Source organism: Mesorhizobium sp. P160187 (assembly GCF_057766425.1).
Window position 1 is genome coordinate 297,267 of sequence record NZ_JBYMDX010000003.1, and the last position, 15,512, is coordinate 312,778.

A 15,512-nucleotide genomic window follows, 5' to 3' on the forward strand; every position below is an offset into this window, starting at 1 on the left:
GGCTGCACGCGGGCACACCGGCATGACTCCCGAAAACGAAGCGGCGGCGCGCTATTTTTCCGCCATCACGGCGGCACTCAGCGGCCTCGAAGTGTTCATGCGCGACGACCGCTCGCCGCTTTACCGGCACGGCATCGTCGCCAAGATTGTCGCCGAATACATTGCCCGGCTGGACAAATCGTTTTCCTGCTGGCGCAACCGGCTCGGCTTCATGGACACGTTCCGCATTTCGCGCGCCGACAGCGGCTATCCCGTCTTCCAGAACCTGCTCGAACTGGAAAACGACCGCCGCCAGGCCGAGGCGCGGCTGGCCAACATTCCGCTGGCCGGCGAATTGCGCGAGGAAATGGCCGACTTCATCCTGCGCCACAAGGAATTCCCCGAAGCGCTGCAGAAGTCGATGGCCGAGCGGCTCTATCTCGAGGACGTCAAGAGCGAACAGACTTTTGGCCCGTTCTCGCTGGCGCAGACGGCCAAGGTCTCGGTCAATCCAAAGACCGGGCGCCCCTATTACCTCGTGCACTGGGCGAGCTTCGACGGCAGCGCCAACCTGCCGCTGGTCTACATGGTGACGGTGGAGGATTCCTCCGAAAGCATGATCCGGCAGCTCGTTGACAGCAGCGGCAAGCTCAATGAACGGGTCGACATCCCGCTGCCGGTGGACGGCCTGCTCAACCCCGAACTCGCCCATCGCTTCGACGATTTCACCGAGAAGAATTCCGCCTACACGCTTTCGCCCGCAACGATTGCGGTCAATCTCGACAAGGATTTCGAGCCGCTGCACCCTAAGCAGCTGCGCCGCGTCGTGCTCGGCCCCTTTTATTCCGCAGGCATTACGGACAACAATTCGACCGTGACCGAGGTGCTGGCCAAGGTGCGCAAACCGGAAAATGCCTGGCTGCTCACCTGGACCATCCAGGAGGTCTACTCCAAGGGCGAGAAACCCGGCCGCAAGGGCCTGTTTTCGAGCGAGAAGACCACGCAGGAATTCTTTATCAACACCGACGATCTCGAAGCCGCGCGCCAGGGTGTGTCGAGCTACGAGAACCACGCCCTGATCCCGCACGAAGCCTATCAAGCACTCTACGCCGCCGGCGAAGCTCAAAAGATCTTTTCCGGCTACAAGGTTCACATCCTGTCAAATGGGCAGGTGATTTCAGATGTGTAAGAGTCTCGCTTGTGACGCCAATCGCCAAGCTGAGCCGAGGCGTGGCCGATGATGCCAGCGGTCTTCGCAAAGAAGAAACAGCTTGATGCTCTGAGGAAGACTGTCCGGGCCGGCGCGCTGGAAGGTCTGGAGCACAGCCAGCGCATCGACATCACCTACACGTCCAATGCGATCGAAGGCAACACGCTGACTGCCGGCGAAACAGCCCTGGTGCTCGAGAAGGGCATCACAATCAGCGGCAAGCCCCTTAAGGACCATCTGGAGGCAGTCGATCATGCGCGAGCACTGAATTGGGTGCTGGAAATCGCCTCGCAACGCGACATGCCGATAATCGAGGCCGATATCCGTAACCTCCACCACCTGGTTGTCGCGAATTCCAGGCCCGAGATTGCAGGCAGCTATGCCGATACCGCCCGCTATGTGAATACCGATGCCGGTGTTCACAATTTTCCGACGCCGACGGAAGTCCCGGCCCTCATGGAAGCTTTTTCCCATTGGCTGGGCGTGGCACGCAACACGCCGAAGACCGCCTTCGAAGCGCATAGACGGTTCGTCGGCATTCATCCTTTCAACGACGGGAATGGTCGTACGGCACGTCTGTTGATGAACCTCATTCTGGCGCGGGCCGGCTATCCGCCGGTAGCGATTCGTCCCGAGGATCGTCCGGCCTACATTGCCGCCCTTGAGATCGATCAACGCGGCGGCGGCCATGCCGCCTTTGACAAGTTGCTTTTCGACAGGCTGGACCAGACGTTGGATATGTATCTCGACGCCGCTCGCCAGGCGCGCGATTCGTCGGCCAGCAAAAGTATTCCTATGAGGAGCTGACCATGGACACGGGCCTGACCACCATCCCGGAAGCGGCTATCGAAAAGCACCGCGCAACCGCGCAAAGCTTCATCACCCGCGTCGTCGTATTGGAAGACCCCTCGCGCGAATCCGGCACAGCGCTGGCCGGCACCAACCGCCGCTTCGTCTCCACCGTCTCGGTCGGCTCGGTGCGGCGCACACGCGAGGTCGAGCTGGTCAAGACCGTCGCCGCAATCCATCCCGACGACCAGCTGATGAGCATCCCGCAGCACACGCTGTTGTTCCGCGCCCGCCGCGGCCTGGCGATTGCGCTCGCCATCTCCGACGTCTTCGCCGAGGGCTCCGACCTCGAAAGCCTCCAGGCCAAGAACACCCGCGCGCCTCTTGAGGGCGATGAGGCGGCGACCTTCAAGAAGCTTCTGTCAGCCTCGGCTTACGTTTCAGCCTTCAGCCTCGCCTCTTACCTGTTCCAGCTGATCGACAGCGACGGCGAGGCGCCCAACGATATCCCCGAACCGGACTTCCTGTTCGACACGCCGCAGGACGCGGTGAAGTCGATCGTCGCCGGGTTGGACAAGGCGATTGCAGGCTCCAAGGACGATGGCGACCTGACGACGCGCGCGCGAGCTTTTGCACGGGTCGCCATTGATGGGCTGCTGGCCCGCAAAGGCCGCTTCGACGGCATCGGTCCGTTCGAGAACGCCCACATCCGCATCGACGCCGACGATTTCACCCTCGACGGCTTCGACGTCGCGCCCGGCAAGCGCTCGAAACCGCTGGTGATGACCTTCAAGAAGCCCGAAGAGGTCGTCGGCAATCACATCGCCAAATACCAGTCGGTCAAGCTCGCCAAGATGCTGATGGCCTATGATTTCGAGCGCGAGCTGAACCCGTTCGTCGAGCTCGGCGGCTTCCTCTTCACCTTCATCGGCGATGGCGCGCCGGGCACCGGCAAGACGACGCTGATCCAGATGATCGCCGGCCTCGTCAACAATTATTGCCAGGTTGCCGGCTATCCCTTCGCCTATGAGAATTTCGGCGTCGACCAGATCTCGTCCTACCAGGGCAAATCCGGCCAGAATTGCCGCCAGTTCATCAACAACGTCTTGAACCCACGCGTCATCGGTTTCGGCACCGTCGACGACATCGACCAGGTGGCGGCCCGCCGCTCCGACGACCGCGCCTCGGCCGGCCAACAGGAAATCACCGGCGTCTTGATGGACGCCTTTGCCGGCGCCGGCACGGTGGTGCGCGGCAATTGCTCGTTCGGCATGTTTTCCAACTATCCCGAAAATGTCGACGATGCGCTGCGCCAGCGCGCCGGCGCCCGCTGGCTGGTCGACGGCCCGCAGAGCCGCGACGACTATATCGACATCTTCGTGCTGCTTGCCGGCAAGAACCACAAGATCCCACTCGGCGACCACAAGCTCTACGCCGCGCAGGAGATCCAGCGCGCGGTGACCGAAGCCTATGAGGAGCATGAGAAGCCTCAGGAAGACGGGCTGATGAAGGTCTATGAGCGCTACATGAAGGAGAATGGCGCGCCGAAATCGATGGCCGACATCGGCACTTATCTGCACCTGATCAAGGATGCCGAGCCGCGCTTCACCGGCCGAGCCATCAAGAACGTCACCGACGCCATCAAGATGCGCGCCATGGACATCGAGCTGCCCGACGACTGGTTCGAGAAGCCGGAAGCCTTCATGCACAAGGGTTACAACGAAAAGAAAGCCATGATCGAGGAACTGCGTGGGCCGTTCTCGATGGACATGGTCATGCAGGAGATCAACCGCTACGCCGACTCGGAGTTCCGCTATTCCGACAAATCCGATGACGCCGCGGTGGAGAAGCTGCTGCGCGACGCACGCCTGCGCGAACGGGCGGGGCGCGAGATGGAGGAGATGAAGAAGAAGGGGCTCTGGAATGCGTGAGCTTCCTTCGCTGCCCGCGGGTGCTGAAAGGCTTGGCGCTAACGCTGACGCCCCCCTCTCCCCGTCCTTCACGGGGAGAGGGTAAGGGTGAGGGGCGGCGCATGCGTGGACCAGAGATCGCTACGACCATACTGGCAGCTATCGAACAGCGCCTCGATCGGCACATCCGGACCAATGATCTTCGATTTATTGACGCCAAAGGCCATGGGGAGACATGTCCTTGAATGCTAGCGCTGCCCCTCACCCTTACCCTCTCCCCGTGAAGAACGGGGAGAGGGAGGCGTCAGCGTTGGCGCTTCGCCACAACAGGCAACGCCACTCGGAACGTTCTGCATGAGCCACGCCAAAAAGCCCGACCTTCTCCGCGACAATGAGCTGATCTACGGTCGCTTGCTCACCGTCGACGAGTCGCACCTCATCCAGCGCTACAACAAGGCGCTTGTTGCCTTCGGCCTCAAGCCCACCAAGCTGAAGAGCTTCCAGATCGACCGCACCGGCTTCTCGCCCGAAGTGGCCGAGGAATGCGGCGATTACGATTATCTCGACCCCAATGAGGTCAACCGCCGCTTCATCATCCTGACGCCGTCGCAGATCGATCTGCCGGTGGTGCACACCGCCTTTTCCAACACCTCGCAGCTGATGTTCGAGTTCATGTCCAAGAACCAGCGCGCCATCGATGCGCTGACCATCAAGGATGTCATCTACGGCGAGATCGAGGATTCCGTTCCCCTGGTCAACGACATCGAGGATCTGCTGTCGATCAGCCAGGTCGAGTTCAGGGTGCTTTCGGCCGAGGACGTGCTGGGCAAGGCCGCCGAACTCGGCAAGCTGGTCGACCGGCTGAAGCAGGAGCCCGATGCCTGGCGCGACAACACCATGCTGAGCCGTATGGTGGAGCTGGCGAAGGTCTGCGGCGATATCCGTGAGAATGCGCTGGTGCCCGACCAGGTGATCTTCCGCCACAACGCCTACTGGACCAGCCATTTCGGCGGCGTCTACGTCTTCGTCGATCCTGATATGACCACCGTCATCGGCGACCCGGCCGCCCCCGGCTTTCGCCGTTCGCGGCCCTGGCAGGTCAGCTATCTCTCGATCAACGATGCCGACAAGGTGTTCAAGTTCCTGGCCAGCACCGGCCGCATCGAACTGCCCCGCGCGTCATGGGTCGAAAGCTCGGGCTATCTCGAGCATCGCGCCGAGATGGTGGTGCGCTCTCTCATCCGCGACACAGAGCCGAACCGCAATTTGACCGAGGTCGACAAGGTCTGGCTGCAGACCTGGATCCATGGCCATGCCGATCTGATCACCAAGGACGGCAATTTCCCCTTTCTCAACGCCGCCAAGCGTGAGATCGCCCAACTCGGCCATCTCAAGATCGAGGATGTGTTTCCGCAACAGCGCTTCCTGGTCGTGCGTGGCAAGCCCGACCATCCCGACGCCTGGCTGACCAACCAGCTGATCTCGGATTTCGTGCCGCAGGACTTCGTCTCGCGTTACGTCTTCAACAAGCCGGGCTTCTACAAGGACTATGACGGCTACAGCGACGCCTGGCGGTCGCATGTTGTGGACGTTCTGAAAACCACATATTTGAAAGACAAAGTGGCGTTTCGCACGCGCCTTTACGGCCTGACTGACTGAGGGGTGAACGAGAGCCATGCTTGATCCGATCGTGAATTTCTTCACCCGCATCTTCCAATGGATAGGCCGCGGCATCGGCCTCGTCATCGGCGCGATCCTGTGGCCGTTCCTCTGGGCTGGGCGCTGGTATACGCAGCGCGGCTGGATCCTGAAGGCTGTGGTCGGCCTCGCGCTTCTGGTGTTGATTGGCCTCTACGCCAATTTCTTCTACGCCACCCAGTGGTGGAACAAGTTCGATCCCAACTACGTCGACAAATACACCTTCGAGAACCGCAACATTTCCGCCGGCGAACAGGTCGCCGCCGGCGCCGGCACCGACACCGCCAAGACCTGCGGCAATTCGGGCATCGCCCAGGTGGCGGCCGACCTGACGGACTTCAACGTCAACCAGAATGCCTGGATCTCGTCGATGATCCTCTACAAACTCGGCCTGTTCGGCATCGACTGGGACAACACGCCGTTCATGGACAACAAGGCCTCGTTCCAGCGCGGCATCAACCAGGCGGTGCGGCGCACCGCCACCGAGCTTGCCGACAATCTCGGGCGTGTTCGCACCACATCGCAGATCGACGGCGACCTGCAGGATGCGCGCGGCAATCTGCAGTTCGACGAGGAGACCTGGTATTTCGGCATCAACCCGTTCGGCCCCAAGACGCCGACGCCGAGCTATTATCGCGATGCCGTCACCAAGCTGCGCTCCTTCAACGCCCGCCTCGGCAGCTGCCAGGCGACGTTCGATGCCCGCGCCGACAATCTGAAGCAGTATATCGACCGCATCTCCTCCGACATCGGTTCCACCTCCGCGATCCTCAAGGAGCGCGCCGAAAACCACAACAATGGCTGGTTCGACTTCCGCGCCGACGACCGCTTCTGGTTCGCCTATGGCCAGCTCTATGCCTATTACGGCCTGATGAAGGGCGCCCAGGCCGACTTCGAGGACGTCATCAAGGAAAAGCATCTCGGCAATCTGTGGGACACGATGGATGCGCAATTCGTCTCGGCCCTGCGCATCCAGCCCTTCATCATCGCCAATGGCCGCGAGGATGGCTGGATCATGCCGACGCACCTGACGACGATGGGTTTCTACGTGCTTCGCGTGCGCTCCAACATGGTCGAGATCAGCAACGTCCTGACTCAGTAGCGTTCACTGCTTTCCCGGCGAGCGATGGCGAATTTGCGCCGTCGCCTCTGTCGCATTCCGTGCATTGGGCGGCTGTTTTGAGACGGCGGAACGTCGCGTCCTCTGGCTTCTATACGGCGCGGCAACAGGTCGGCCGGCCGCGGAGACACTTTCTTCATAGGAAACATAGTTGCATGCAAGTTGACGCCGCGGGAGCGACAGGGTTAGAACATGCCCGCGCCCGGGTTCAACATGCCTGCGAGTGAGATCAAACCCGTCCCCTCCACCGTCCAATCCGAAGGAAAGCCGTCATGGCCGAAGTGAAGTCCGACATCGAGATCGCGCGCGGCGCCAAGAAAAAGCAAATCCAGGAGATCGGCGCCAAGATCGGCATCCCGACCGAGCACCTTTTGCCCTACGGCCACGACAAGGCGAAGATTTCGGCCGAATTCATCAAATCGGTGAAGGGCAACAAGGACGGCAAGCTGATCCTCGTCACCGCCATCAACCCGACGCCGGCCGGCGAAGGCAAGACGACCACCACCGTCGGCCTTGGTGACGGTCTGAACCGCATCGGCAAGAAGGCGATCGTCTGCATCCGCGAGGCTTCGCTCGGCCCGAATTTCGGCGTCAAGGGCGGTGCTGCCGGCGGCGGCTACGCGCAGGTCGTGCCGATGGAGGACATGAACCTCCACTTCACCGGCGACTTCCACGCCATCACCACGGCGCACAACCTTCTGTCGGCGCTGATCGACAACCACATCTACTGGGGCAATGAGCTCGGCATCGACACCCGCCGCGTCGCCTGGCGCCGCGTCATGGACATGAACGACCGGGCGCTGCGCGAAATCATCTGCTCGCTCGGCGGCGTCGCCAACGGCTATCCGCGCGAGGCCGGCTTCGACATCACCGTCGCCTCGGAAGTCATGGCTATCCTGTGCCTTTCCACCGACCTCAAGGATCTGGAAAAGCGCCTTGGCGACATCATCGTCGCCTACCGCCGCGACAAGACGCCGGTCTATGCCCGCGACCTCAAGGCCGACGGCGCCATGGCGGTGCTGCTGAAGGACGCCATGCAGCCAAACCTGGTGCAGACGCTGGAAAACAACCCGGCCTTCGTCCATGGCGGTCCGTTCGCCAACATCGCCCATGGCTGCAACTCGGTCGTCGCCACCACGACGGCGCTGAAGCTCGCCGACTACGTCGTCACCGAAGCCGGCTTCGGCGCCGACCTCGGAGCCGAAAAATTCTTCGACATCAAGTGCCGCAAGGCGGGTTTGAAGCCGGCGGCTGCCGTCATCGTCGCCACCGTGCGCGCCATGAAGATGAATGGCGGCGTCAAGAAGGAAGACCTCGGCAAGGAAAACATCGAGGCAGTCAAGAAGGGCTGCCTCAATCTGGGCCGCCACATCGAGAATGTGAAACAGTTCGGCGTGCCTGCGATCGTGGCGATCAATCATTTCACCACCGATACCGAGGTGGAAATCCAGGCGATGAAGGATTTCGTCGCCTCGCTCGGCGCCGAGGCGATCCTGTGCAAGCATTGGGCCAATGGCTCTGCCGGCATTGAGGAGTTGGCGCGCAAGGTCGTCGAGATCGCCGAATCCGGCGCCTCGCAGTTCGCGCCGCTCTATCCCGACGCAATGCCGCTGTTCGAGAAGATCAACACCATCGTCCAGCGCATCTATCGCGGCGACGAGGCGATCGCCGACAAGTCGGTGCGCGACCAGCTGCATGCCTGGGAGCAGGCCGGCTACGGGCACCTGCCGGTCTGCATGGCCAAGACCCAATATTCCTTCTCGACCGACCCGACCCTGCGTGGCGCGCCGACCGGCCACACCGTGCCGGTGCGCGAGGTCAGGCTTTCGGCGGGTGCCGGCTTCGTCGTCGTCATCTGCGGTGAGGTCATGACCATGCCCGGCCTGCCCAAGGCGCCGTCCTCGGAAAAAATCTTCCTCAACGAGATCGGCCAGATCGAAGGCCTGTTCTGAAAATTTCGAGATCGTTGCGAGATCCAAGAAGGGCGGCCACTGGCCGCCCTTTTGCTTTTCGGGGACAGATTTGCCTATGCAGCGTTGCGCGCCAGCGCGCGCTGGTTGGACGCATAGGGCGTGTCGCGTTCGGGCAAAGCACCGGTCTTCAGGCAATCGATCCATTCGGCGGTCTTGAGCACGGCCGCAAAGCGCGACTGCAGGATGATGGACACCACGCGGTGGATCTCCTCGGCCGAGGCGTAGCCGGCGCCGTTGGCGTAAGGCAGCGAACCGGTGGCGTCGGACAGGAACTCGACCGCAAAGCCGACATGCGCGGCGTGGATGATGCTCGACAGGTCGCAATTATGCGTCATGTAGCCGATCACCGTTATTGTATCGATGGTATTGGCGCGCAGCCACGCCTCGAGGTCGGTGCCGGCAAAGGCGCTAGGCAGTGACTTCTCGACATAGTGGTCGCGGCTTCGCCGGGCGATCTCGGGATGCAGTTCGCCGCCATGGCTGCCCTTGGCGAAGACTGGCGAGGTCTCGGGCGCCATCTGCTTGACGACCACCACCTTCACGCCGGCCGCAGCGGCGGCATCCATAGCGCGCGCGACATTGACGACGCTGTCGCGGAACGGCGGATACTGGATGGCGAGGTTGCCGCCGTCATAATCGTTCTGGACATCGATGACGATGAGCGCGCGGCGCGGCGTGATATTGGCGGACATGGTGTTCTCCTTCGGGCTTGAATGGGACAGGTCGAAAATAGGCGGATCGCCCGACTGCCAAAAGTGGCCCGATTGACATCATTCGAAAGAATTAGGACAATTCGCTTTTCGCTTGCTGGAAACACGCATGGCCGACCCGATCATTGCCGTTCTCGCCTTTGACGGCATCAGCCCGTTCCACCTCTCCGTGCCGTGCGTGGTGTTCGGCACCGACCGCACCAAGCTTGGCCTGCCGCGTTTCGACTTTCGCGTCTGCGCGCTCGACGATGGAGCGATCCACACCGATGCCGGGCTGACCATCGCGGTGCCGTATGGCCTTTCCGCATTCGACGATGCCGACATCGTCATCATTCCGAGCTGGAAGGATCTCGAGGCCCCACTTCCGCCGCCGCTCCTGGCAGCGCTCACCCACGCGCACCGGCGCGGTGCGGTGATCGTCGGCCTCTGTCTCGGCACCTTCGCCATTGCCGCCGCCGGGCTGCTTGCGGGCCGGCGTGCGACGACACATTGGGCCTCCACCGACCGGCTGCAAACATTATACCCGGACATCGAAGTCGACGCCGACGTGCTCTATGTCGACGACGGCGACATCGTCACCTCGGCCGGCGTCGCCGCCGGGCTCGATTGCTGCCTGCACATTGTGCGCGCCCGCTATGGCGCAGAGGTAGCGCTGCGGCTGGCCAGGCACATCGTGCTGTCGCCGCACCGGCAGGGTGGGCAAGCGCAGTTCATCGAGCGCCCGCTGGCGAAAACCCCGTCCACCGACCGCTTCACCCTGGCGCTCGACACGGTGCGGGCAACGCTCGGACAAACGCACAACCTCGACCGCGTCGCGGAGGCCGCGGGCCTGACCCGGCGCACTTTCACCCGCCGTTTCCAGAAATCGATCGGCACCAGCTTTGGCGAATGGTTGGCCGGCCAACGCATCGAACTGGCGCAACGGCTGCTGGAGGCGACGGAAAAATCGATGGACATGGTGGCCTTCGAAGCCGGCTTCGGCAGCGCCACCTCGCTGCGCCAGCATTTCGCCGCACGGCTCAAGACGTCACCGGCCCAATACCGGCGTGAATTCTCGCGGCGAGCCGGTCCGGACGAGCGCATGGCACGCACGGCTTCATACTGACCGCCCACGACGAGTTCAGCCCCGCTTGACCGCCCGCGCCGGATTGCCGACCACCGTGGTGTTGTCAGGGACGTCGCGCGTCACCACCGCGCCGGCGCCGACTATGACGCCATTGCCGATGCTGATGCCGCCGAGGATGATGGCGCTGCCGCCGATCCAGGCGTCATTGCCGATGGTGACCGGCCGGGCAATCTCCAGTCCCGACTGACGGCCCGCGGCCTCCTTGTGGTGCTCGGCGCAGTAGATCTGCACATTGGGGCCGAGAAGCGTCCGGCTTCCGATACGCACCGGCGCGGTGTCGAGGATGGTGCAGCCGGCATTGAGGAAGGCGCCGTCGCCGAGATGGATGTTGAAACCGTAGGCGCAGTGGAACGGCGCCTCGATGCGGCCGCCCTCGCCCGTGCTGCCGAGCAGCACCGATAGCGCTGGACCGATATTGCCGCGTTGCTGGGGCGGTATCGTATTATGCTCGAACACCGCATCGCGCGCGATCACCCGCAGCGCCTCCAGTTCGTCGTCGATGCAGGTGTACCATTCGCCTGCAATCATCCTTGTGCGTTCGCTATCGGCCATCACAGCGACTCCGTCCCTTCGTCGTGTTCGACTGTTTACCAAAGTACAATGCTCACTGATGGAAGAAGCACCATCGCCTACTCTCGTCAAACGCAGGACCTATGCTAGCTTGCCCTCGTGGGCCAGTCCCGGGCCTGCTTTCGAGGGGATCGACATGCTCTATTTGCTTGCACTTCTGATCGGCGTCATTGCCGGTCTTCGCGCCATGACCGCGCCGGCCGCGATCGCCTGGGGCGCGTATCTCGGCTGGCTGCCGGTGGCCGGCACCTGGGCAAGTTTCATGGGCCATTGGGCCGCCGTCGGTATCTTCACCATCCTCGCCATCGTCGAACTGGTCACCGACCAGCTGCCCTCGACGCCGAGCCGCAAGGTGCCGCAGCAATTCGGCGCCCGCATCCTGCTTGGCGCCTTCAGCGGCGCGGTGATCGGCGCCACCGCCGGTTCCACCATTGGCGGCCTGATTGCCGGCGCCATCGGCGCCGTCATCGGCACCTATGGCGGCGCCGAAGCGCGCGGCCGGTTGGCCGCCGCCTTCGGCAAGGATTTGCCTGCCGCCCTCATCGAGGACGCGGTGGCGATCATCGGCGGCCTACTGATCGTGGCGGCGGTGGTATGACTGCCCAAGCCTCAGACGCCAAGACATACGACGCCATCATCATCGGCGCCGGACAGGCCGGCCCTCCTCTCGCCGGCCGGCTGACGTCAGCCGGCATGAGCGTGGCGCTGATCGAGCGCAAGCTGGTCGGCGGCACCTGCGTCAACACCGGCTGCATGCCGACCAAGACCATGGTCGCCAGCGCCTATGCCGCGCATCTGGCGCGGCGTGCCGCGGACTACGGCGTGACGTTCTCAGGCCCTGTCGGCGTGAACTACAAGAGGATCAAGGCGCGCAAGGACAAGGTCACAAACGACTCCCGCAGCAATCTGGAGACGTGGATCGCCGGCATGAAGGGCTGCACGCTTTATCGCGGCCATGCCCGCTTCGAATCCGCCAACACCGTGCGTATCGGCGACGACCTTCTGACCGCCGAAAAGATCTTCCTCAACACGGGCGGCCGCGCCTCGGTGCCCGACCTGCCCGGCGTCAACGACGTCGACTACCTCACCAACTCCTCGATGATGGACCTCGACGTTTTGCCGCGCCATCTTATCGTCGTCGGCGGCAGCTACATCTCTCTTGAATTCGCGCAGATGTTTCGCCGCTTCGGCTCTGAAGTCACCGTCATCGAGAAGAGTTCGCGCCTGACCGGCCGCGAGGACGAGGACGTGTCGGCGGCCATCCTGTCGATCCTCGAAAACGAAGCCATAGAAGTCCATGTCGGCGCCGACGACATCCGCTTTGCCAGACAGGGCAAGGACATCGCCGTGACCTTCTCATCCGGCAAGCCGCCGGCGGTCGGCTCGCATGTGCTTCTGGCACTCGGCCGCACCCCCAACACCGACGATCTCGGCCTCGATAAGGCCGGCGTCGCGGTCGATCTGCGCGGCTTCGTCACCGTCGACGACCAGCTGCGCACCAGCGCGCCCGGCATCTGGGCAATGGGCGACTGCAACGGCAAGGGCGCCTTCACCCACACCTCCTACAACGATTATGAGATCGTCGCGGCCAATCTGCTCGACGACGATCCGCGCAAGGTCAGCGACCGCATCGAGGCCTATGCGCTCTACATCGATCCACCGCTCGGCCGCTGCGGCATGACCGAGGCGGCGGTGAAGAAATCCGGGCGCAAGGCGCTGGTCGGCCAGCGGCCAATGACCCGCGTCGGCCGCGCCATCGAAAAGGGCGAGACGCAAGGTTTCATGAAAATCCTGGTCGATGCCGACACCAGGCAAATCCTCGGCTGCTCCGTGCTCGGCCCCGGCGGCGACGAGGCGGTGCACTGCGTGCTCGACCTGATGTACGCCAAGGCGCCGGTCGATACGCTGGCGCGCGCCGTGCATATCCACCCCAACGTCTCGGAGCTGTTGCCAACCATCGCCCAGGAGCTGAAGCCGCTCGCCTGACATAGCCCCGCGTCAAGCTCAGCGCTTTCTGCATTGGTGCGTTGCAGCAATGTGCATTGCGCGCGGCAAGGCTTCTCGTTCAGTCTGAATTGAACCGATTCAGTCTGGATTTTCCATGCCTTTGCCGATCCTTGCGCTTGCCATTGCGTCCTTCTGCATCGGCACCACCGAATTCGTCATCATGGGCCTGTTGCCGGAGGTTGCGGCCGATCTCGGCGTGTCGATCCCCTCGGCCGGCCTGCTGGTTACCGGCTATGCGCTGGGCGTCGTCTTCGGCGCACCCATCGTCGCCATGGCCACCGCGCATCTGCCGCGCAAGCCAGTGTTGGTCGCGCTGACGGCGATGTTCGTCGTCGGCAATCTGCTCTGCGCCATTGCGCCCAATTACTGGCTCCTGATGGCCGCGCGCGTCTTCACCGCGTTCGGTCATGGCGCCTTTTTCGGCATCGGTTCCGTCGTTGCCGCCAGCCTGGTGCCGCGCAACAAGCGCGCCAGCGCCATGGCGATGATGTTCGCGGGATTGACGCTCTCCAACATTCTCGGCGTTCCTGCCGGCACCGCGCTTGGCGAAGCCTTCGGCTGGCGCTCCACCTTCTTTGCCGTCGTCGGCATCGGCCTGATCTCTGTTGCCGCCATCGCCTGGCTGGTGCCATCCAATGTCGTCGAACCGAGCGGCGGCGGCCTGCGCAGCGAACTGCGCGTGCTGGGCAAGCTGCAGGTCTGGCTCGCCATGCTGATCGCCTCGCTGGCCTCGGCCAGCCTGTTTGCCGTCTTCACCTACATCAAGCCCTACCTTACCGATGTCTCCGGCCTGTCGACCTCCGCGGTCACCTGGGTCCTGCTGCTGTTCGGCGCCGGCATGACCATAGGCAACATCATCGGCGGCCGGCTGGCCGACTGGAAATTGATGCCGACGGTGATCGGCACGCTGCTTTTAATGGCGGTTCTGTTTGTCAGCTTCATGCAGTTCGGCGCTATCGCCAGCGTCGCCATCGGCGTCGTCTTCTTGTGGGGACTGCTGATCTTCGTCGTCGTGCCGCCGCTGCAGATCCGCGTCGTCGAAACGGCTTCGGAAGGGCCGAACCTCGCCGCCACGCTCAACCAGGGCGCATTCAATATCGGCAATGCCAGCGGCGCCTGGATCGGCGGCGTGGCTCTGTCGGCCGGCGTTTCCTATGCTCATTTGCCGCTGGTCGGCGCGGTGCTGGCCCTGCTGGCGGTCAGCGTAGCCGTTGTCTCGCAGGCGCTCGAAGGATCGGCGCCGATGACGACGGTTCCGACCGCCGCCGAATAATTCCATTGCGCCCATGGCGGCGCGAACTGGACCAATCGACAGCCCTTCGGCAAAAGTGCATGTGTTCTGCCTCTTATCCTGGAGGCATCCCATGCAGAAATCGATCGAACGCATCGCCGGCGATACCGAAGGCGTTTCCTACGAATTCCCGGTGTTCCGCTTCGCCGGCGCCGACAAGGCAGCACCTTCGGCCTACCTGCAGGCAGCGCTCCACGCCGGTGAATTGCCTGGTGTCGTCGCCATCGACGCGCTGATGCCGGCGATGAACAAGGCCGAAGCGGAAGGCCGCATCAAGGGCAGCATCACGGTCGTGCCCTGGGCCAATCCGATCGGCCGCGCGCAATATCATTTCGGCGAGCACCAGGGCCGCTTTCATCTCGGCACCCGCAACAATTTCAACCGCGGCTTTCCGTTGCTCGCAGCACCGGACGCCAAGCTTTTGCCCGACACCACGCTTGGCACCCCCGACCAGCGATTGAAGACCCGTCTGGTGCAGCTGTCGCTCGGCCACGACATCGTGCTCGACCTGCATTGCGACGACGAGGGCCTTGCCTATCTCTACGTCCACGCCAGTCTGTGGCCGGCAATGGCCGATTGCGCCGCCGCCATGGGTATCGACGCCGTGGTGTTGTGGAGCGAGGACACGGACGGCACCTTCGAGGGTGCCACGATCATGCCCTACCAGAACGTCCCCGCCAACGTGGCGAAGCTCGACCGCCGCGTTGCCACCACGGTAGAATACCGTGGCATGCTGGATGTCGACGGCACGCTGGCAAATTCCGATGCCGCAGGCCTCTACCGGCTGCTGGTGGCGCGCGGCGTCATCGCCGACACCGCCCTTCCCCCGCCCAGCCCGTTCAAGGGCCTCGTCGCGCCGCTCGAAAACATCGACATGATGCCGGCGCCCAGGGCCGGCGCCATCCTCTACGACGTCAGGCCCGGTGACCGCGTCGCGAAGGGCGCGCGCCTCGCCACCATCGTCCACACACCGGGCGAGGCCGGCGGCCGCACCGAGGTGCTGGCACCGCAGGACGGCGTCATCCTGACCCGCCGCTCGCGCCGCATCATCCGCGCCGGCGAGGATCTCTTGAAGCTGGTCGGCGACAAGAAGAGCGCCGACGCGAGGTCAGGCACGCTGGAGGACTGA

General features: G+C 63.2%; 14 protein-coding genes. 11 read left to right on the top strand and 3 right to left on the bottom strand.

What is annotated here, in order from left to right:
- The first annotated feature begins 22 nt into the window (after positions 1–22).
- The 3 genes from AC3CCE_RS04750 to AC3CCE_RS04760 are packed head-to-tail and all read left to right on the top strand — an operon-like array spanning position 23 to position 3,909.
- Entirely contained in the window at positions 23–1,168 is a 1,146-nt protein-coding gene (locus AC3CCE_RS04750) for a hypothetical protein (RefSeq protein ID WP_023669989.1), read from the top strand.
- Between the two features lie 48 nt (positions 1,169–1,216).
- A complete protein-coding gene (locus AC3CCE_RS04755; protein WP_352459836.1) occupies positions 1,217–1,996 on the top strand; it encodes a Fic family protein in 780 nt (259 codons plus the stop codon).
- Positions 1,997–1,998: 2 nt separating this feature from the next.
- Positions 1,999–3,909, top strand: coding sequence for an ATP-binding protein (locus tag AC3CCE_RS04760; RefSeq protein WP_352459835.1), 1,911 nt, complete (start codon positions 1,999–2,001; stop codon positions 3,907–3,909).
- Between the two features lie 68 nt (positions 3,910–3,977).
- Here AC3CCE_RS04760 and AC3CCE_RS04765 read toward each other — a convergent pair whose 3' ends face one another.
- Positions 3,978–4,115, bottom strand: coding sequence for a hypothetical protein (locus AC3CCE_RS04765; RefSeq protein ID WP_023749803.1), 138 nt, complete (start codon positions 4,113–4,115; stop codon positions 3,978–3,980).
- A 127-nt stretch (positions 4,116–4,242) separates the two neighbouring features.
- Between AC3CCE_RS04765 and AC3CCE_RS04770 the strand changes: the two genes are divergently transcribed.
- The 3 genes from AC3CCE_RS04770 to AC3CCE_RS04780 all read left to right on the top strand — a co-directional run bounded on the left by AC3CCE_RS04770 (position 4,243) and on the right by AC3CCE_RS04780 (position 8,658).
- On the top strand, positions 4,243–5,547 hold the full coding sequence (locus AC3CCE_RS04770; protein WP_023683664.1) for a DUF6638 family protein: 1,305 nt from the start codon (positions 4,243–4,245) through the stop codon (positions 5,545–5,547).
- Positions 5,548–5,563: 16 nt separating this feature from the next.
- Complete coding sequence (locus AC3CCE_RS04775) at positions 5,564–6,688, top strand: DUF2333 family protein (protein ID WP_352459834.1); 1,125 nt, start codon at positions 5,564–5,566, stop codon at positions 6,686–6,688.
- A 290-nt stretch (positions 6,689–6,978) separates the two neighbouring features.
- A complete protein-coding gene (locus AC3CCE_RS04780) occupies positions 6,979–8,658 on the top strand; it encodes a formate--tetrahydrofolate ligase (RefSeq protein WP_352459833.1) in 1,680 nt (559 codons plus the stop codon).
- 74 nt (positions 8,659–8,732) lie between these two features.
- Here AC3CCE_RS04780 and AC3CCE_RS04785 read toward each other — a convergent pair whose 3' ends face one another.
- Positions 8,733–9,371, bottom strand: coding sequence for an isochorismatase family protein (locus tag AC3CCE_RS04785; protein ID WP_352459832.1), 639 nt, complete (start codon positions 9,369–9,371; stop codon positions 8,733–8,735).
- Between the two features lie 127 nt (positions 9,372–9,498).
- Between AC3CCE_RS04785 and AC3CCE_RS04790 the strand changes: the two genes are divergently transcribed.
- Positions 9,499–10,494: a helix-turn-helix domain-containing protein gene (locus tag AC3CCE_RS04790; RefSeq protein WP_352459831.1), complete on the top strand. Its 996-nt coding sequence runs from the start codon at positions 9,499–9,501 to the stop codon at positions 10,492–10,494.
- Positions 10,495–10,509: 15 nt separating this feature from the next.
- Here the strand turns inward: AC3CCE_RS04790 and AC3CCE_RS04795 are convergent, their stop codons facing one another.
- Complete coding sequence (locus tag AC3CCE_RS04795; protein ID WP_352459830.1) at positions 10,510–11,067, bottom strand: sugar O-acetyltransferase; 558 nt, start codon at positions 11,065–11,067, stop codon at positions 10,510–10,512.
- Positions 11,068–11,221: 154 nt separating this feature from the next.
- Here AC3CCE_RS04795 and AC3CCE_RS04800 point away from each other — a divergent pair, with 154 nt between their 5' ends.
- The 4 genes from AC3CCE_RS04800 (at position 11,222) to AC3CCE_RS04815 (ending at position 15,512) form a co-directional block, all read left to right on the top strand.
- Complete coding sequence (locus AC3CCE_RS04800) at positions 11,222–11,683, top strand: membrane protein (protein ID WP_023695827.1); 462 nt, start codon at positions 11,222–11,224, stop codon at positions 11,681–11,683.
- Positions 11,680–13,071, top strand: a complete 1,392-nt coding sequence (locus AC3CCE_RS04805; protein WP_023733378.1) for an FAD-containing oxidoreductase — start codon at positions 11,680–11,682, stop codon at positions 13,069–13,071. The genes AC3CCE_RS04800 and AC3CCE_RS04805 overlap by 4 nt, the downstream gene beginning before the upstream one ends.
- Positions 13,072–13,186: 115 nt before the next feature.
- Positions 13,187–14,365 carry an MFS transporter gene (locus AC3CCE_RS04810; RefSeq protein WP_352624153.1) on the top strand — a complete coding sequence of 393 codons (1,179 nt, stop codon included), beginning with the start codon at positions 13,187–13,189 and terminating at the stop codon, positions 14,363–14,365.
- 91 nt (positions 14,366–14,456) lie between these two features.
- Entirely contained in the window at positions 14,457–15,512 is a 1,056-nt protein-coding gene (locus AC3CCE_RS04815) for a M14 family metallopeptidase (RefSeq protein WP_352624155.1), read from the top strand.